The following is a 17,583-nucleotide window of genomic DNA, read 5'->3' on the forward strand; positions in this document are numbered from 1 at the left end:
CCAAAATTAACGTGTCTAATTAAACTATGCACCTAAAAATAATTTATATGCTGGATTATCTGTCTCATCCCAATTTTTATAACCTATTTTTTTGACAAACTCATTCCAAGCTTGAATCTCGGAATCGTTTACTAGTACACCTATTACTATTCTTCCCGTATCAGCGCCATGGTTTCGATAATGGAAGATGCTTATTGTCCACTCTGGTCTCATTGAGTTAACAAATCTCATTAAGGCTCCAGGCCTTTCAGGAAACTCAAATCTATATAGTAATTCTGTGTATTCTCCTTTAGATATTTGACTTATTGATCTTGGTAGCCTGCCACCAACCATATGCCTGAGATGAACTTTTGATAATTCATCATTACTTAAATCATGACAATCAAAACCTCCCCTTTTGATCTCAGCTGTTAATAATTCCCTATCATTATTATTTGAAACTTCAACACCCATAAATATTTGAGCTGTTTTACCTTGTGACATTCTGTAACTAAATTCAGTTAAACTGCGTGAACCAAGTGTTTTGCATAAAAGTTTTAAACTGCCGGCTTTTTCTGGTATTCCTACTGCAATCATAGCTTCTTTTTCTTCACCTAATTCGGCTCTTTCTGCGACAAATCTTAGTCGTTCAAAATTCATATTTGCACCACAAGCTATTGCAACAAGGTTGTTGTTTTTTAACTGATTATTTACAACATGTTTTTTTAAGCCAGCTATAGATAATGCACCTGCTGGTTCAAGAATTGATCTTGTATCCTCGAAAACATCTTTTATCGCGGCACAAATTTCGTCAGTACTTACAGTAACCATTTCATCAACATTTTTTTTGCAAATCGAGAACGTCTTTTCTCCTACCTTCCTTACCGCAACTCCGTCTGCAAAAAGGCCAATACTCTCAAGCTCAATAGGTTCATTTGCCTTTAATGAAAGTGTCATTGCGCAGGCATCTTCTGGTTCAACACCAATAATCTTTGTATCTGGCCATATTGCTTTTACGTACGCACTTACTCCAGCAATAAGTCCCCCGCCTCCAACAGCTATGTAAATCGCATCAGGCGGAGTTTGACTTTGTCTAAGTATTTCTATACCAATTGTTCCTTGTCCTGCTATGACTTCAGGATCATCAAATGGATGTATGAAAGTTAGATTTTCTTTCTTAGATATATCTAGTGCCTTTTCATAGCATTCATCATAAGTTTCACCGAAAAGAATAACTTCTGCCTTGTGTGATTCAACTGCCCTTACTTTCATAACGGGAGTTGTCAGTGGCATAACAATTACTGCTCTGCATCTCAGGAATGATGCACTTAACGCAACTCCCTGTGCATGGTTTCCAGCGCTTGATGCAATTACTCCTTTATCTAGCTCTTCCTTGCTCAGCTGAGACATGCGGTTAAATGCACCTCTTAACTTGAATGAAAAGACAGGTTGAAGGTCTTCTCTCTTAAACCAAATGTTGTTTTCGAATTTTTTGCTTAAGTTTTTTGCCCTTTCTAGTGGTGTTTCTTCAGCAACGTCATAAACGCGAGCTCTTAGTATTTTCTGTAAATAGTCCTCCATATCTAGTTTTTTAACGATTTTTGGATCTTTTGTTTTCTACATTCCATTTGTTCTTGTGCAAGTTTTATCAAAATGTACGGTAGACCTCGTAGATTGGAGAGATTCAATCTCAGAGTTATATGCGTCTGAGCCAGTTAAGTCATCCGAATGAGCTTCATGGCTTAGCCATTAGTGATTTGGAAGATGTTGCTTGCCAAATTAGAGAAAGGCATCTTCAAGTAGTTTCTACTAGTGGTGGGCATTTAGGTCCAGGTCTTGGTGTTGTGGAGTTAACAATTGCTCTATATCAGACTTTAGACCTAGATGTAGATAAAGTTATTTGGGATGTTGGGCATCAAGCTTATCCACACAAGTTACTTACTGGAAGATATAACCGTTTTGATTCTCTCAGACAGCAAAAAGGGGTAGCTGGTTATTTAAAAAGATCAGAAAGTAAATTTGATCATTTTGGAGCTGGTCATGCGAGCACATCAATTTCTGCTGCTCTTGGTATGGCTATTGCAAGAGACCGAAAAGGTGAAAATTATAAATGTGTTGCAGTAATTGGAGATGGTGCTCTTACAGGTGGAATGGCTTTAGAGGCTATTAATCATGCAGGACATCTTCCAAAAACTCCTCTTTTGGTTGTCCTAAATGACAATGATATGTCGATTTCTCCTCCTGTTGGAGCATTATCGACTTATTTAAATCGAATGCGTCATAGCCCACCTGTTCAATTCATATCTGACAGTGTCCAAGAAAGTGTGAAAAATCTTCCTTTCATGGGAGATGCTATCCAAGAGGAATTTAAATCACTTACTGGTAGCGTTAGACGTTTAGCAGTTCCTAGTGTTGGTGCGGTTTTTGAGGAATTGGGTTTTACTTATATGGGTCCTGTAGATGGACATGATATTTCTGAATTGACTAGGACATTTAATGCTGCGCATAAAGTTGGTGGACCTGTAATGGTCCATGTCGCTACTACAAAGGGAAAAGGTTATCCGTATGCCGAAGCCGATCAGGTCGGTTATCATGCTCAGTCTTCCTTTGATCTAACAACAGGAAAATCTATTCCTTCAAAAACTCCTAAACCTCCAAGTTTTAGCAAGGTATTTGGCCAAACTTTAGTAAAACTTTGCGAGCAAGACAGCAAAATTGTAGGTATTACCGCTGCAATGGCAGAAGGAACAGCTTTGAATCTTTTACAGAAAGCTATTCCTGATCAATATGTTGATGTTGGTATAGCAGAACAACATGCTGTAACTCTCGCTGGGGGAATGGCTTGCGAAGGCATTAAACCAGTTGTTGCCATTTACAGTACTTTTTTACAACGAGCATATGATCAGTTAATCCATGATATTGGAATACAGAATTTACCTGTAACTTTCGTATTAGATAGAGCTGGAATTGTTGGTGCTGATGGCCCAACTCATCAAGGACAATATGACATTAGTTATTTAAGGTGCATCCCTAACTTTACTGTCATGGCTCCAAAAGATGAGGCTGAATTGCAGCAAATGCTTGTTACCTGTATTAATCACAATGGTCCATCAGCTCTACGGATTCCTAGAGGCTCTGGAGAAGGTGCCGCTTTGATGGAGGAAGGATGGGAATCTCTAGAAATTGGTAAAGCTGAGACTCTAGAAGAGGGTGATAACTTATTGATAATTGGTTATGGCTCTATGGTTTTCCCAGCAATTAAAACAGCAGCAATACTGAGAGAATTTGGAGTCAATAGTACTGTTATTAACGCTCGCTTCATAAGACCATTAGATGAGGATACTATTCATGAGGCAGCAAAAAGAATTGGCAAAGTAGTAACAATGGAAGAAGGAACACTATTGGGCGGCTTTGGATCTGCTGTTGTTGAATCTTTTAATGATAATGATATTTTTGTCCCTACATTAAGAATTGGAATACCAGACAAATTAGTTGATCATGCAACGCCACAACAAAGCAAAGAATCGCTTGGCTTGACACCAGAAATGATGGCTGATCAAATTAGAAATAAATTTAATTTTAATTAATTATCAAACAATAAAAAAAGGATTATTGATTAATAATCCTTTTTTTTTCTATCTAATTTAGAAACTTAATTTATAAAACGCCTCTAGCAGCAAGACCCAATATTGATCCTATTCCTAAAACATGACCTAAGCAGTTTGCGGCTACAACAGAACCATGACTTAGCCCACCAAAAAATTGAGAATTAGGAATTGGGAACCCTTCGTTTGGCTTTTCAATATTTGATCTTGCAATTGCATAAGCAAGTATATTGCAAATGATCATCACAACGGCACATTTTGGAGACCACTGAAATGTCACTGGATCAGCTGCTGCTAATAATGTTGTGAGCATCTTTTATCCCTATTGAATAACTACATTATCAACCATAAAGATTGATTTTGCGTCAAATGTTACTTAGCTCTTAAGAGTTTTTTACTTCTGCTTTATTTTTAAATGACTGGAGCATCAAAACAAAACCGTAAACAACAAATGCATCGCTAATCGTTAAGAACGATTCTGCTAGTCCATGCAGTACATCAACATTTGTTAATTCATCCCCAAAATAAATTTGTGCGATTATTGCAAAAACAATCGTCATGAATACAAATAAAAGAGTTAACTTAAAGCCAATAAATGATATTTTTGGTATCGCTTTTGTTTTGCCAGCGTAACGCAGAAATACTAGATAAGGGATTAGTGAAATGACGAAAAATGGACTTGGGTCAATTCGTGCTATTGAATCAAGACTAAGAATTGAAACATTCATTGGTTCGATTGTGATGACTCAGACCTAAACAAGTTCCAAGCAGCAAATGCAAGACATATATTTCCTAAAGTTGTAAGAGCCGCCTGTAGTACAACTAATCCTTCTAATTCAATACTGTTGTCGAATATATGCCATGTGATTGCTGCCATAGCACTAGCTAAATTTGGCAACATTGCTAAAGCAAAATAACCCAAAGCCTTGTTATTGGTTATTGATGAAATATAGTCAATTATTATTATTGCAATTGCCCACTCAAATAGAGTCGCAATATGGATAAACCATGTTCCTAGAGATAGTTCATGCATATATTTTTTGTTGTTTAGTAAGCTCTTTTAAAACTTCTTGAGCATGTCCAATTGGTCTTACTCCTATCCATTTATATACAACTATACCTTCTGGGTTGATTAGAAATGTATTTCTTTTTGAGTAGGGATCTAACCATGAATCGTATGACTTGCTAATTTCTGAATTTGCATCTGATAGTAATGTATATCCAAGATTTTCAGATGTACAAAATGATTCGTGCTCTCCTTCACTATCTGCACTGATCCCAACTATTGAGGCATTAATTTTATTATATTTAGCAAGATTATCCTGAAAATTTTTAGCCTCTAATGTACAACCACTTGAGAAATCTTTAGGATAAAAATATAAAACTAACCATTTTTTTGAAAAATCATCCAATGACCATTCCTTTTTATTTGGGCTGTTTTTGTTATATCCATTCAACAAAAAATTGGGTGCCTTTTGGCCAATTTTAACTGAATTTATACTTGCAAATAGTCTCGAAGGTTTAATAAATAAAATAGTAGAAAATAAAATAAAGGATTTTATAAATTCACTTCTTTTCATTTGATAAAAATCAAATTTAAAGTTTGTTTAAATCAACCCCTAATGATTTGGCATATTTTCCTAAACCTTTTTTCTGAATAGTTTTTAGTGCTCTTGTCGTAACTCTTATATTAATCCATTTGTTTTCTTCTTCCCACCACAATCTACGTTGCTGCAAATTTGCTTGCTGCAATTTTTTAGTTCTGATATGGGAATGGCTGACTGACATTCCGTTATTAGCCCTTGTGCCTGTAAGTTGGCAAACTCTAGACATTTTTTAATCTTATTCGTTTATTTATTCTATCAAATGAGGTTGAGTTTATACGAAATTTTTCATTAATTTCCCTAGCAGCTCAGCATTTCTATTTTGAAAAGCTGCTATATCTTTGTTCTCAAGCCCTCCAATTGATAGTTTTGCCATCTCATAAACATGTATAGCGATGTCGCTAGCTAATCGACCTTCTTCTGATTTACTAGATCCTTCAATAACTATTTGGTTAGAATTTAGCTTGAGTAAGCCTTGAATAAGTGGGTGGTTTGAATTGACTATTAAATTATGATATTCGGGAAGACCAGGCAGTTTCTGTTCCATTAATGCTGTTATATCATTTATTCTTCTCATTTGTTCTGGTAACAATATTAATGAAGGTGGTGAATTATCACCTTTTAGATTCTGTATTTGTACTGTGACTTTTTCATTGTTTAAAGCCGAACTAATAATTTTTTTAAGTGTTTCTGACTTTGTATTCCCGTCTTTATCTGCAATCTCAGGCGAATCATCTTTAATACTTTCGTCCAGTTCGGAATCGACTCTTACAAAATTTATTTCTTTATTTTTTTCCTCTAGCCAAGGAATAAACTGAGTATCAATAACAGTATCAAGTTTTAAGACCTCTTTACCTTGTGAAGTCCACATATTGAGTGCTGTTGATTGAGAGACTTCATCTGTTGAATATAAAATCTTTTTGTTCTCATCAGTAAGCCTATTTTTATATCCTTCTAGGGTAGTAAATATTTTTGAACCAGATTTTACCAACTCGTTATTCTCTTCATTATCTTCAACAGGAACTTTTGTTGTTGAATATAAAATTATATCTTTTACTTGCTCGGCAAATTTCTCATCTTCCATAGCTCCAATTTTTATAAAGGGGGCTATTGAGTCCCATATGTCAGCATAAAATTGGGTTTCATCCTTCTTTAATGTTTTAAGCTTATCGGCTAATTTCTTAGCAATAAAGTTACCTATAGATTTAACTCTTCTGTCTGATTGTAATGCACTTCTACTAACATTTAAGGGAATGTCTGGTGAATCTATCACACCCCTCAACGGTAATAGATATCTAGGAACTATCTCTTTAATTGAGTCACTAACAAAGACCTGATTACAGAAAAGTTTTATTTCACCACTTTCCCAATCTGCTCTTCCACTTATCTTTGGAAAATATAATATTCCTTGCAAATTATATGGATAGTCAGTATTTAGGTGAACCCATAAGAGAGGATCTCCCTGAAAGGGATAGAGATATTTATAGAGTTCAATATAATCTTCATCTTTAAGATTTTGTTTGCTTTCTCTCCATGGCGGATTCATTTTATTGATAACTTCTTCTTCAAGTGAGATTTCAATAGGCATGAAATCACAATATTTTTTAATTAATGTCTTAATTCTGCTTGGTTCTATATATTCAATTTCTTCTTCCATTAAATGTAAAATTATATCTGTACCTATCTCTTCTTTATCTGATTCATCAAGTGTATATTGAGGCGATCCATTGCATTTCCATTGAATAGCTTGTGAGTCATTCTTTGCTGATTTAGTTATTATTTCAACTTCTTCTGCAACCATAAAACTTGAGTAAAAACCGAGTCCAAAATGACCTATAAAACCATCATCGGGTTGCTTGTATTTCTCAAGAAATTCTTCTGCGCTTGAGAAAGCTACTTGATTAATATATTTCTTAATTTCATCACTAGTCATTCCTATTCCATTGTCACTAATGGTCAATGTCTTATGCTCTCTGTCAATCGAAATTTTTATTTTTTCATCGTCAGCAGCGACACAATCTCCTGCAAAGGCGGCCATTTTTCTTTTCTTGATTGCATCTACGGAGTTACTTATAAGCTCTCTAATAAATATCTCATGATCTGAGTAAACTGCTTTTTTTATTATTGGAAATATATTTTCTGTGTGAATAAGAATAGTTCCTTCTTCTTTAACGGGCATGTCTTGTCTAAATTTTTATTATCATAGCGATACAAATTTCTATTTAGGCGTTAAATGCAAAAGTGTTATTGATTACAGCTCAATAGTTTTCAATCCCTGACAATTGTTAAAAATTTAAGGCTAATTTATATCAATCTATCCATTCTATTTTATTACATCTGTTAGATTTTAAGAGTTGATCTGTTTCATCATTTGTCTTTAAAGGTTCATGTGAAATTACTGAAATAATCCCCTTTCTATGCAATTCCTTTTGTTGTTTTAATGCTTTATACAAATTTACACTTTGCTTATATGCGATTAATACTTTTACATTATTAACAAGTTTTTCTTTGCTTGTGGAGACTAATTCTCTTACTTTATCAACGCTAATACTAAAACCAATTCCATAGCAATTTTGGGCGCTTGAACTAAATTTTTTAACTAAATCATCATATCTACCACCTTTAGCAATAGTAACAGGAGCACTTGTTGATGATGAAACAAGAGAAAATGTTAATCCACTATATAATTTATATTTGGTTCCTAATGTAGGGTCTAGTTGTACTTCTATTCCTTTCTCTTTAGCTAATGGCTCAATAATGGTAAATAATTCCTTTAGTTTATCAATGTATGAATTTGAGCCATATATGTTTTGTAGATTAGTTAACACTTTTTCAGGTTTTCCTCTCATATTCATGATGGTTTTGATAAACATTCTTTGTTCTTCTTTTACATCAAGTGTAGTCAATGCTATGTAATCAAGATCGCAGAGAATTTTTTTTATTTGGTCTATCTTGGTTGAATCAAATGAGCTTAAAATAAGTTCCAATAGATATGTATTTCCAATAAGCAATGTCATTTTATATTTTTGATCAATTTCAATTACTTCTAATGATTCGATGAGAAGAGATAGAAGTTCTATTTCTGCATTAATTGCTTTTGTTCCTATCAATTCAACTCCGCTTTGAAATGACTCTTCAATATCAATACCACCATCAATGCTTTGATTGCATTTGAATGATGTTTCTGCTGACCAAAAACGAAGTGGCCTTTCATATTCATTAAATCTAGTTGAAGCAGCTCGAATAATTGACGCTGTTATTTCAGGTCTTAATCCAAGAGGTTCATCAGAAACGATTTTTAGTATTTCATTGTTCGAAATCCCACCAGCTGCCGTCAGTGTGTCTAGACGTTCTATGTGTGGCGGTGATATTCGCTCATATCCCCATAGTTGATATAGAGAGGAAAGTTTTGATGCAATGAGATGGTTCTTTCTTACTTGCTGAGGATTTAAGTCGCGCGCACCCGAGGCAGGTTGCAATGTCATTATTTGAATCTTTTTATTTCTTAAGGATCACATAAATTAAGACTATTTTCCACCATAAGAGTTAGGGGTTAATGGTTTAATTTTTCCAAGTTCTTTTATGAGCTCATTTTGTATCTCTGGATTACAAGCAAGAATTCTGCCGTTATTGAGATCAAAATCTCCGGAAGGATAATTGGAAACTATTCCACCCGCCATTTCGACTAGTGGTACTCCTGCTGCCATATCCCATTTTGCAAGTCCACGTTCCCAAAAACCATCAACTTTGCCTGAAGCTACAAATGCTAGATCTACAGCGGCTGCTCCTCCTCTTCTTACCCCATGGGTAAGATGGGTTAGCCAACAAAATTCTGAATAATTATTATCTAATACTTCTCGTCGGTCATATGCGAAACCTGTAACTAAGAGTGAATCAGATAAGGAATTCGTGTTCGTTACATTTATTTTTTCGCCATTACAATATGATCCGTGTTCTGGAGAAGCGTAATAAATTTCATTCAAAGAAGGTACTGATATTGCTCCCAATATTGGATTGCTATTCCAAATTAAACCTATTGAAGTTGCGAAAAATGGATATCCATGGGCATAGTTAGTTGTTCCATCAAGAGGGTCTATACACCATTTTAATTCACCATCCTTTGACTTATATCCACTTTCTTCAGCAAGAATAGAAATGTAAGGAGTCTCTTTTTCTAAATATTCTATTATTAATTTTTCACATTCTATATCTGCATTAGTAACAAGATCTCCAGCAGTTCCCTTACATTTTATTGTTTTAATCCTTCCATAATTATTCATTAGAGATGATCCCCCTATTTCTGCGGCCTGCTTGGCAATTTCTAATAATTTATTAATTTCATCTTTACCTAGACCTGCATTAAAAGCAGCGGTTTTACAAGATGGTATGACCATGACTATTGTTTTTATTTATATTAATCGTCTACTATTGGTAGATTCTATTTATCTTTAAATCAATTTATTCTCATTAATAAATTAATGATTACTAGGAACTTGTTTGGTATAAAAGTATTTAATAAATAAATCCGATAGTTAAATTTTTAACAAGACCTCTCTTGTGGTATATATTTAAATTCAGCATTTGAGAGACATTTCATGGCTGATTCCAAGGAGAGGTGGCCGAGTGGTTGAAGGCGCAGCACTGGAAATGCTGTATAGGGGCAACCCTATCGAGGGTTCGAATCCCTCTCTCTCCGTATAACAAGCTAACTTTTAATAAAAAAGCTTTAGTGTTATCCAAATTTTCCAGAGATATAGTCTTGAGTTGATTTTTGCTTTGGTGAATTGAACATGTTTTTTGTTTTATCAAACTCAACTAAAAATCCAATTTTTCCACCTAAATCCTTCTCTTTTTTCTCTGTGTTGAAAAAAGCTGTGTAATCACTGACTCTATTGGCTTGTTGCATATTGTGCGTAACAATAATGATTGTAAAATTCTTCTTTAATTCGTGAATTGTCTCTTCAATTTTTAAGGTAGATATTGGATCAAGTGCTGAGCATGGCTCATCCATTAAGATCACATCAGGTTCAATAGCAATTGTCCTTGCTATGCATAATCTTTGTTGTTGACCACCAGATAATGAATAACCACTTTCGTTTAATTTATCCTTGCACTCATCCCAAACTGCTGCCTTTCTAAGAGATTCTTCTACTAATTGATCCATATTACCTTTATATCCATTAACTCTTGCACCAAAGGCAATATTTTCGTAAATACTTTTAGGAAAAGGATTGGGTTGTTGAAAAACCATTCCAATTCTCCTTCTGACTTCAACTGGATCTATATCCTCTGCATATATATCTATACCTTCAAAAATAACACTGCCTGATAATTTGCAACCTTCTATTAAATCGTTCATTCGGTTGATTGCTCTGATAACAGTTGATTTACCACATCCTGATGGACCAATAAAAGATGTAACTTGATTCTTTTCAATATCACAAAATACATTTTTAACTGCAACTGAATTGCCATATGTAATTGATACATTATCTAGTGAGACTGAAGATGTAGATTTTAAATTTTTTTTATTCATTAGAATATTATATTATTAGCTTTGCTCATAATTATACTCTTTTTTTTGAAAAAGTACCAAGCGTGCCTATCCATCTTGAAAGGACATTAAGACTTAAAAGTACAACAACTAATATGAATGATGCTGCCCATGCTAGTTGGTTTTGAGCTTCATATGGTTCAAGAGCGAAATTGTAAATTAAGACTGACAATGAACCCATCTCATAGAAAAGATCATCAAAACTTGTAATATAATAACGGGAGAAAAGAGCTGTAAATATTAAAGGAGCTGTTTCTCCTGCTGCCCTGGCCAGTGCTAATAATACTCCTGTAGAAATTGAACTAAATGCAGCTGGTAATGTGATATTTGTTATCATTGTGAATTTTGAGGCACCAACTCCAAATGCAGCTCTTCTCATATCATTTGGAACTAATTTAAGTGCTTCATCAGTAGTTTTAATTATTGTTGGAAGCATTAAAATTGACAGTGATATTCCGCCTGCTATGCCGCTGAACATTGATCCAAATAATATTTTGGTGGAGACTATAATTGCATATATAAATACACCAGCAATTATAGAAGGAACCCCTGCAAGTACATTTGATCCAAACCTTATAAATTTTGCAAACTTTCCTGATTTTGAATATTCGGCAAGATATATTCCACCTCCTACTCCAACAGGTATTGATATTATTGAAGCAATAACTGACATTATAAAAGTTCCAGTTATTGCTGGTCCAATACCTCCAGCTGAGAGAAGATCGTCTCCTGGTGGCTCAGGTTCAAGAATTAAGGTATCTAAGTTTATATAACTTCCACCCTTAATTAGTACATAGCTTATGACTAATATTAAAGGAAGTACAGAAATGATAGCAAAAATAGCAGAAATAAAAGTTAAGGCTTTGTTCCCAATATTTCTAGTTAGAGTGGGATTATAAATTAGAGATTTTTGTGAAGTGTAATTCATTTATTAATATTTTAAGCTTAATTTTTTTACAATCCACTGGGCAAATACATTAACCAATAAGGTTAATATCATTAGGATTAATGCTGCATACATTAGAGAAGAGACTTGGCTTCCATCAGCTTCACCAAATTGATTAGCAAGCATTGATGAAATTGTATATGAAGGAGCAAATATTGACCAACTAAAGTTATTTGAATTGCCAATAATCATAGTAACTGCCATTGTCTCACCCATAGCTCTTCCTAGAGCAAGTAAAACTCCTCCTGTTATCCCAGAAATTGCGGCTGGAATAATAACTTTAAAAATAGTAGTCCATCTTGAGGCTCCAATTCCATAGGCAGCTTGCCTAAGCTTAGATGGAACTTGATTTAGTGAATCTTTTGAAATCGATGTAATTATAGGTAATATCATTACCACAAGTATTAATATTGCGGGTAGCATTCCAGCACCCAAAGGTTGGGTGCTGAAAAATGGGATAAATCCAAATACTTCGTAGATTATGTTCAAAAATGGTCTAATAAAAGGTTCCATAATAAATACTGCCCATAGTCCTAAAACTACTGATGGAATAGCAGCTAAAAGTTCAACCATTATTCCAATTACATTTCTTATATATTCGGGAATTATATTTTCAGTTATAAATATTGCAGTGCCGACACCCAATGGAATGGCAATTAATAATGAAGCAATCGATGTTAAAAGGGTTCCATAAATAGCTGTGAATGCACCATACTCGTCTGTAACTGGATTCCATGCAGAGCTAAAAAGAAACCTCAGTCCATATCTTGAAATCGATTCAGTAGATTCATAGTAAACTACTGCAAATATAGAAAAAAGGACTACGGCTACCATTGAAGCCATGGCAACAACAATATTTTTAAAACCAAAATCTACCAACTTCTCTGAAGTTGGTCTTGTTCTCAGTGAAAATTTCGGTGTACTTGCTTTGTCCACTCGCTAAAGCAATTTACTTTATGAATCTATATCTATTTTCAAATTTTTCATTAACAGAGGGTTAATGATTGGCTTTAAGTGTTGAAGGGTACATAATAAGTATTGAATACCCTTAAATGCTAGTTACTGTGGGGCTTAAATAAGTATTGCCATGGGGAGAATAGTTGGCATTGACTTGGGAACGACTAATTCCGTTGTAGCGGTGTTGGAGGCTGGTAGGCCTGTTGTTATTGCTAGTGCTGAAGGTGCTAGAACTACACCATCTGTTGTTGGCTTTACTAAGGAATCTGAATTGTTAGTCGGTCAACTTGCTAGACGGCAATTAGTTCTTAATCCCAAAAACACTTTCTCCAATTTAAAAAGATTTGTTGGCAGAGCATGGGATGAGCTTGAAGAAGCAAGCCTTTCAGTTCCTTATAGTGTCCGCTCAAATGATCAGGGGAATGTTCGTATCACCTCTCCTATAACAAAAAGGGAATATGCACCTGAAGAACTGATTGGAAATATCATTAGGAAGTTAATAGATGACGCTGAAACTTACTTAGGAGAAAACGTTGATGCTGCTGTAATCACTGTTCCCGCTTATTTCAACGATTCACAAAGACAAGCTACTCGCGATGCTGCGATTTTGGCTGGCATATCTGTTGAAAGGATTCTAAATGAACCAACCTCCGCGGCTCTTGCTTATGGATTTGATAAAAGCTCCTCTAGAAAAGTTCTGGTTTTTGATTTAGGTGGTGGCACATTTGATGTGTCTTTAATGTCCATTTCTAATGGTGTTTTTGATGTAAAGGCAACTTCAGGTGATACACAATTGGGTGGTAATGATTTTGATCAAAGAATTGTTGATTGGCTTGCTCAAGATTTTTTAGAAAAGAATAAAATAGACCTTAGAAGAGACAGGCAATCATTACAAAGACTTACTGAAGCGGCTGAGAAAGCTAAACAAGAACTTTCTGGTGTTCAAACCACACCCATTTCATTGCCTTTTATTTCTACAGGAAAAGATGGTCCACTACATATAGAAACTACCCTTAGTAGAAAAAAATACGAGAGTCTTTGCAATGACCTTTTAGATAGATTATTTGATCCTGTTAATACTGTTATTGATGATTCAGGTTGGAATCCTGAGGATATCGATGAAGTTGTTCTTGTAGGTGGAAGTACGCGTATGCCAATGGTAAAGCAATTAGTTAAAACCTTAGTTCCAAATCCACCTTGTCAATCTGTTAACCCTGATGAAGTTGTGGCTATTGGTGCGGCAATTCAAGGTGGCATTCTTTCAGGAGAGTTGAGAGACCTTTTGTTGAATGATGTCACTCCTCTTTCGTTAGGACTAGAAACTGTTGGAGGTTTAATGAAAGTTCTAATTCCACGTAATACCTCTATACCAGTAAGACAATCCGATGTTTTTAGTACATCTGCCTCAAATCAATCATCAGTTGAGATTCATATCTGGCAAGGAGAAAGGCAAATGGCCTCAGACAACAAATCACTGGGAAAATTTAAATTATCTGGTATTCCTCCTGCTCCAAGAGGTGTTCCTCAAGTTCAGGTGGCTTTTGATATTGATGCTAATGGTCTATTAGAAGTCAGTGCCACTGATAGAACTACAGGGAGAAAACAATCAGTAAGTGTTACCGGCGGTTCAAATCTGAATCAAAATGAAGTGAATAAGTTGATTGAGGAGTCCAAAGTAAAGGCCTCTGAAGATAGAAAAAAGCGAGCTTCTATTGATCAGAAAAATAATGCATTAACACTTGTTGCTCAAGCTGAGAGACGGCTAAGAGATGCTTCTCTTGAGTTAGGACCCTATGGCGCAGAAAGACAACAAAGATCTGTAGAGGTTGCGATGCGGGACGTTGAAGATTTGCTTCAAGATAATGATTTGCAAGAACTCGAATATGCAGTCGGTTCTCTACAAGAAGCATTATTTGGTTTGAATCGTCGCTTGTCAGCAGAAAGAAAAACAGAGTCAAATCCCATACAAGGTATTAAAAATACTTTTGGGTCATTAAAGGACGAATTATTTTCAGACGATTATTGGGATGATGATCCTTGGGATTATTCTCAAGGACGTCAAAATAGAAATGGTGATAATAATTATGGGAGAAGGGATGTAGATCCTTGGGATAATGACTACTACCGTTGATCCTAATTATTGGTCTCTATTAGGAGTCTCTCCAGAATGTGATTCTAATGAGCTTAAATCTGCCTTTAGGAAAGAGGCAAGAAAGTGGCACCCTGATTTAAATAAGAATGATGTCAATGCAGAGGAAAGATTTAAATTAATTAATGAAGCCTATGCGATACTTAGCGATCCAAAAAAGAGAAGGGAATGGGAGAAGCAAAATAATAAACATGAAGATATCTTTGAAAATAGATTTCCAACCTATGAGGAATATATAAATATTGTATTAGGAATAAGAATAGATTTAAAAAAAGAAAGTGATGAACAATATTCAGAACCTTCTGAAGATGAATACGAAGACTTTGAACAAACTAATTTTAATGAATATATTCCTACCACCAGTGAGCCAGTACCACCTCCAACTTTAATTTATGAAGATCAAGAGTCAATTGTAGAAATCTCACCAGATCAAGCTCTTTATGGTTCTTCAGTAGATATTCAGTTGCAAGACGGCACCCTTGTTGAGGTTTTAACTCCGCCATTTGCAGGTGATGGATGGAGATTACGAATAGAAGGTGCTGCAATCGGTTGTCGCGATCATTTTGTTCAATTAAAAGTACAAACGAAAGAAGGTCTAAGAATAGATGGATTAAGAGTTACATATCGTCTTGAATTGTTTCCACATGATGCTTTATTGGGTTGTGCTGTTGATATTCCAACTTTAAATGGATCTGTAACATTACAAGTACCTCCTAATTCTTCTACAGGGAGGTTATTAAGACTTAGAGGACGTGGATTGGAATACGAGGAATATCGTGGTGATCAAATAGTTGAAATAATTATTGTGTTACCGGATAATTTAAGTGATTCTGAACTAGCATTATATCAACGTCTAAATGAAATATCTATGGAGAATTATTAGAATTATATTTTTTATTCAATTTATCGATTTATAATTAAATTGGTTATTTATTTACTATGTTAGTTAATGTCCTTTTGTATGAGGCGGGGACTGAAAGTGAAGGCATACATTCCCTCGAACTTAAGGGAACGACAGTAATCCTTATGTTCGAAGACAAGGACGATGCTGAGAGATATTGTGGACTTTTAGAAGCTCAAGACTTTCCTACACCATCTGTTGAGGAGTTAACCAAGACGGATATTGAAGCATTTTGTATTGAAGCTGGTTATGAATCCCGCTTTGTAGAAAAAGGCTTTATCCCAAGAACCGATGAAGAGCGCCTTATGATTTCACCACCTCTTTCAAATTTAGAAGTAGGAAATTGGCAAAATCAAGATAATTTAAATGAACAAACATCTTCTAATGATCAACTCCAAGATATAAAAAAACGTTTAGAAAATCTTTTATGAGTGATATAAATAAAGATTCAAAAAATATTATTAATCGAATACTAACTGAGCAGATTAATTTAACTTCTAATGAATTGGATACTAAGTCGACAAATGAAATAGTTAATATTTTTTCAGAAGCTGATAAAGAACCCCAAAAAGCTGTGGAGCGAGTTATTCCAGAATTAGTTAATGCTATTGATGAAATCACTGCAAGACTTAAATTAAATGGCAGATTATTTTATATTGGTACTGGTACTTCAGGAAGATTGGGAGTACTTGATGCCTCAGAATGTCCCCCAACTTTTTGCACGAATCCTGATTTGGTTCAAGGAATAATCGCTGGAGGTGTACCATCTCTAACAAAAAGTTCTGAATATCTAGAGGATTTATCTGAGATTGCTATTGCTGATCTTAAAGATAGAGATTTCTCATGTAGAGATGTCTTAATAGGTATAACAGCAAGTGGTAGAACTCCTTATGTTCTAAGTGCATTAAACTATTCCAAAAGTTTAAATGCACTAACTATTTCTATTTCATCAGTTCCAGAAAGTGATTCAACTTTAGATAATAATATCGATATTAGGCTGATTACTGGACCTGAAATTCTTGCGGGTTCTACAAGATTAAAAGCTGGAACAGCTACAAAGATGGCTTTAAATATAATTTCTACATCTGTGATGATTAAATTAGGTAAGGTTTATGGCAATAGAATGATTGATTTATCAGTATCCAATGACAAATTATTGGATAGAGCAATCGGTATTTTATTTGATATTGGATCGGTTGATAAAGAAACTTCTATTCGACTTTTAAAGAAGACAAATGGATCTGTAAAATTGTCTTTATTAATTGCTTTGTCTGGAATGGATGTTATAGATGCCAAGCAATTACTTAATGATTCAAAGGGTAATTTAAGAACTGCACTTATTAAATTTAAAGATAATTGAATTATGATCAATTAAATCTTAGGTATTCTTATTGTACTTTCTGCATTAAACTTTAAAAGAAGTTATTATGAGAAAAATTAACTTGAGTTATGTCTAAAGTATTGATGGAAACAGATAAAGGCCAATTGACTATTGACCTCTTTGATAATGATGCACCAAAAACAGTAGAAAACTTTTTGAAACTTGTTAAAGAAGGTTTTTACAATGGCCTATCTTTTCACAGAGTCATTAATGGGTTTATGGCTCAAGGCGGATGTCCAAATACAAGAGAGGGCTCAAGAGGTATGCCTGGCACTGGAGGCCCTGGTTATTCCATAAATTGTGAAATTAATCCAAACAAACATGAAGCTGGTTCTCTTTCTATGGCCCACGCAGGAAAGGATACTGGTGGTAGCCAATTCTTTTTAGTTCATTCTCCACAGCCACATTTGGATGGAGTACATACTGTTTTTGGTAAAACTAATGATATTAAAACTCTTCTATCTATCACTAATGGTACTAAAATTAATAGTGTAAGTATTATTTAAT

Annotated in this window: 18 protein-coding genes and 1 tRNA gene; 7 read left to right on the top strand and 12 right to left on the bottom strand. The window is 34.7% G+C overall.

Translation table 11 applies throughout. From position 1 onward, the window contains the following. Positions 1-24 precede the first annotated feature (24 nt). Entirely contained in the window at positions 25-1,560 is a 1,536-nt protein-coding gene (gene ilvA, locus EW15_RS04595) for a threonine ammonia-lyase, biosynthetic (protein ID WP_038652509.1), read from the bottom strand. Between the two features lie 119 nt (positions 1,561-1,679). On the opposite strand from ilvA, the gene dxs reads away from it, so the two are divergent. Next, positions 1,680-3,566 carry a 1-deoxy-D-xylulose-5-phosphate synthase gene (gene dxs / locus EW15_RS04600; RefSeq protein WP_038652512.1) on the top strand — a complete coding sequence of 629 codons (1,887 nt, stop codon included), beginning with the start codon at positions 1,680-1,682 and terminating at the stop codon, positions 3,564-3,566. Positions 3,567-3,636: 70 nt separating this feature from the next. On the opposite strand, the gene psaK is transcribed toward dxs, so the two are convergent. The 8 genes from psaK to EW15_RS04640 all read right to left on the bottom strand — a co-directional run bounded on the left by psaK (position 3,637) and on the right by EW15_RS04640 (position 9,582). Further along, positions 3,637-3,897 carry a photosystem I reaction center subunit PsaK gene (gene psaK / locus EW15_RS04605; protein WP_011293835.1) on the bottom strand — a complete coding sequence of 87 codons (261 nt, stop codon included), beginning with the start codon at positions 3,895-3,897 and terminating at the stop codon, positions 3,637-3,639. A gap of 70 nt (positions 3,898-3,967) precedes the next feature. After that, entirely contained in the window at positions 3,968-4,312 is a 345-nt protein-coding gene (locus tag EW15_RS04610) for a DUF3593 domain-containing protein (protein WP_038652517.1), read from the bottom strand. Next, entirely contained in the window at positions 4,309-4,617 is a 309-nt protein-coding gene (locus EW15_RS04615) for a DUF2499 domain-containing protein (protein ID WP_038652520.1), read from the bottom strand. Before EW15_RS04615 ends, EW15_RS04610 begins: the two co-directional genes overlap by 4 nt. After that, entirely contained in the window at positions 4,610-5,164 is a 555-nt protein-coding gene (locus tag EW15_RS04620) for a peroxiredoxin (protein WP_038652523.1), read from the bottom strand. The genes EW15_RS04615 and EW15_RS04620 overlap by 8 nt, the downstream gene beginning before the upstream one ends. Positions 5,165-5,180: 16 nt before the next feature. After that, the gene (gene rpmB, locus EW15_RS04625) at positions 5,181-5,417 is read right to left on the bottom strand and encodes a 50S ribosomal protein L28 (RefSeq protein ID WP_011293839.1); all 237 of its coding nucleotides are present in this window, start codon (positions 5,415-5,417) and stop codon (positions 5,181-5,183) included. A gap of 45 nt (positions 5,418-5,462) precedes the next feature. Next, entirely contained in the window at positions 5,463-7,367 is a 1,905-nt protein-coding gene (gene htpG, locus EW15_RS04630; RefSeq protein WP_038652526.1) for a molecular chaperone HtpG, read from the bottom strand. Between the two features lie 130 nt (positions 7,368-7,497). Next, complete coding sequence (locus EW15_RS04635; RefSeq protein WP_038652529.1) at positions 7,498-8,673, bottom strand: ATP phosphoribosyltransferase regulatory subunit; 1,176 nt, start codon at positions 8,671-8,673, stop codon at positions 7,498-7,500. Positions 8,674-8,715: 42 nt separating this feature from the next. Then, a complete protein-coding gene (locus EW15_RS04640; protein ID WP_038652532.1) occupies positions 8,716-9,582 on the bottom strand; it encodes an inositol monophosphatase family protein in 867 nt (288 codons plus the stop codon). A 215-nt stretch (positions 9,583-9,797) separates the two neighbouring features. On the opposite strand from EW15_RS04640, the gene EW15_RS04645 reads away from it, so the two are divergent. Then, a tRNA-Ser gene (locus tag EW15_RS04645) sits at positions 9,798-9,884 on the top strand. A 36-nt stretch (positions 9,885-9,920) separates the two neighbouring features. On the opposite strand, the gene pstB is transcribed toward EW15_RS04645, so the two are convergent. The 3 genes from pstB to pstC are packed head-to-tail and all read right to left on the bottom strand — an operon-like array spanning position 9,921 to position 12,624. Then, the gene (gene pstB / locus EW15_RS04650; protein WP_038652535.1) at positions 9,921-10,724 is read right to left on the bottom strand and encodes a phosphate ABC transporter ATP-binding protein PstB; all 804 of its coding nucleotides are present in this window, start codon (positions 10,722-10,724) and stop codon (positions 9,921-9,923) included. Between the two features lie 31 nt (positions 10,725-10,755). Continuing rightward, positions 10,756-11,670, bottom strand: a complete 915-nt coding sequence (gene pstA / locus EW15_RS04655) for a phosphate ABC transporter permease PstA (RefSeq protein WP_038652538.1) — start codon at positions 11,668-11,670, stop codon at positions 10,756-10,758. A gap of 3 nt (positions 11,671-11,673) precedes the next feature. Then, the gene (pstC, locus tag EW15_RS04660) at positions 11,674-12,624 is read right to left on the bottom strand and encodes a phosphate ABC transporter permease subunit PstC (RefSeq protein WP_038652541.1); all 951 of its coding nucleotides are present in this window, start codon (positions 12,622-12,624) and stop codon (positions 11,674-11,676) included. A 151-nt stretch (positions 12,625-12,775) separates the two neighbouring features. On the opposite strand from pstC, the gene dnaK reads away from it, so the two are divergent. The 5 genes from dnaK (at position 12,776) to EW15_RS04685 (ending at position 17,582) form a co-directional block, all read left to right on the top strand. After that, complete coding sequence (dnaK, locus tag EW15_RS04665) at positions 12,776-14,776, top strand: molecular chaperone DnaK (protein ID WP_038652544.1); 2,001 nt, start codon at positions 12,776-12,778, stop codon at positions 14,774-14,776. Next, positions 14,760-15,677, top strand: coding sequence for a DnaJ domain-containing protein (locus EW15_RS04670; protein ID WP_038652547.1), 918 nt, complete (start codon positions 14,760-14,762; stop codon positions 15,675-15,677). Before dnaK ends, EW15_RS04670 begins: the two co-directional genes overlap by 17 nt. 56 nt (positions 15,678-15,733) lie before the next feature. Further along, complete coding sequence (locus tag EW15_RS04675; protein ID WP_038652550.1) at positions 15,734-16,126, top strand: DUF3110 domain-containing protein; 393 nt, start codon at positions 15,734-15,736, stop codon at positions 16,124-16,126. Continuing rightward, complete coding sequence (gene murQ, locus EW15_RS04680) at positions 16,123-17,055, top strand: N-acetylmuramic acid 6-phosphate etherase (RefSeq protein ID WP_038652553.1); 933 nt, start codon at positions 16,123-16,125, stop codon at positions 17,053-17,055. The genes EW15_RS04675 and murQ overlap by 4 nt, the downstream gene beginning before the upstream one ends. Positions 17,056-17,144: 89 nt before the next feature. Further along, positions 17,145-17,582, top strand: a complete 438-nt coding sequence (locus EW15_RS04685) for a peptidylprolyl isomerase (protein ID WP_038652556.1) — start codon at positions 17,145-17,147, stop codon at positions 17,580-17,582. Position 17,583: the final 1 nt, after the last annotated feature.

It is taken from the genome of Prochlorococcus sp. MIT 0801, assembly GCF_000757865.1.
Taxonomy (GTDB): Bacteria; Cyanobacteriota; Cyanobacteriia; order PCC-6307; family Cyanobiaceae; genus Prochlorococcus_B.

Bases quoted from the DNA above. Each gene is read 5' to 3' on its own strand.
- ilvA (WP_038652509.1), bottom strand. From the start codon at position 1,560: ATGGAGGACTATTTACAGAAAATACTAAGAGCTCGCGTTTATGACGTT.
- dxs (WP_038652512.1), top strand. From the start codon at position 1,680: ATGCGTCTGAGCCAGTTAAGTCATCCGAATGAGCTTCATGGCTTAGCC.
- psaK (WP_011293835.1), bottom strand. From the start codon at position 3,897: ATGCTCACAACATTATTAGCAGCAGCTGATCCAGTGACATTTCAGTGG.
- EW15_RS04610 (WP_038652517.1), bottom strand. From the start codon at position 4,312: ATGAATGTTTCAATTCTTAGTCTTGATTCAATAGCACGAATTGACCCA.
- EW15_RS04615 (WP_038652520.1), bottom strand. From the start codon at position 4,617: ATGCATGAACTATCTCTAGGAACATGGTTTATCCATATTGCGACTCTA.
- EW15_RS04620 (WP_038652523.1), bottom strand. From the start codon at position 5,164: ATGAAAAGAAGTGAATTTATAAAATCCTTTATTTTATTTTCTACTATT.
- rpmB (WP_011293839.1), bottom strand. From the start codon at position 5,417: ATGTCTAGAGTTTGCCAACTTACAGGCACAAGGGCTAATAACGGAATG.
- htpG (WP_038652526.1), bottom strand. From the start codon at position 7,367: ATGCCCGTTAAAGAAGAAGGAACTATTCTTATTCACACAGAAAATATA.
- EW15_RS04635 (WP_038652529.1), bottom strand. From the start codon at position 8,673: ATGACATTGCAACCTGCCTCGGGTGCGCGCGACTTAAATCCTCAGCAA.
- EW15_RS04640 (WP_038652532.1), bottom strand. From the start codon at position 9,582: ATGGTCATACCATCTTGTAAAACCGCTGCTTTTAATGCAGGTCTAGGT.
- pstB (WP_038652535.1), bottom strand. From the start codon at position 10,724: ATGAATAAAAAAAATTTAAAATCTACATCTTCAGTCTCACTAGATAAT.
- pstA (WP_038652538.1), bottom strand. From the start codon at position 11,670: ATGAATTACACTTCACAAAAATCTCTAATTTATAATCCCACTCTAACT.
- dnaK (WP_038652544.1), top strand. From the start codon at position 12,776: ATGGGGAGAATAGTTGGCATTGACTTGGGAACGACTAATTCCGTTGTA.
- EW15_RS04670 (WP_038652547.1), top strand. From the start codon at position 14,760: ATGACTACTACCGTTGATCCTAATTATTGGTCTCTATTAGGAGTCTCT.
- EW15_RS04675 (WP_038652550.1), top strand. From the start codon at position 15,734: ATGTTAGTTAATGTCCTTTTGTATGAGGCGGGGACTGAAAGTGAAGGC.
- murQ (WP_038652553.1), top strand. From the start codon at position 16,123: ATGAGTGATATAAATAAAGATTCAAAAAATATTATTAATCGAATACTA.
- EW15_RS04685 (WP_038652556.1), top strand. From the start codon at position 17,145: ATGTCTAAAGTATTGATGGAAACAGATAAAGGCCAATTGACTATTGAC.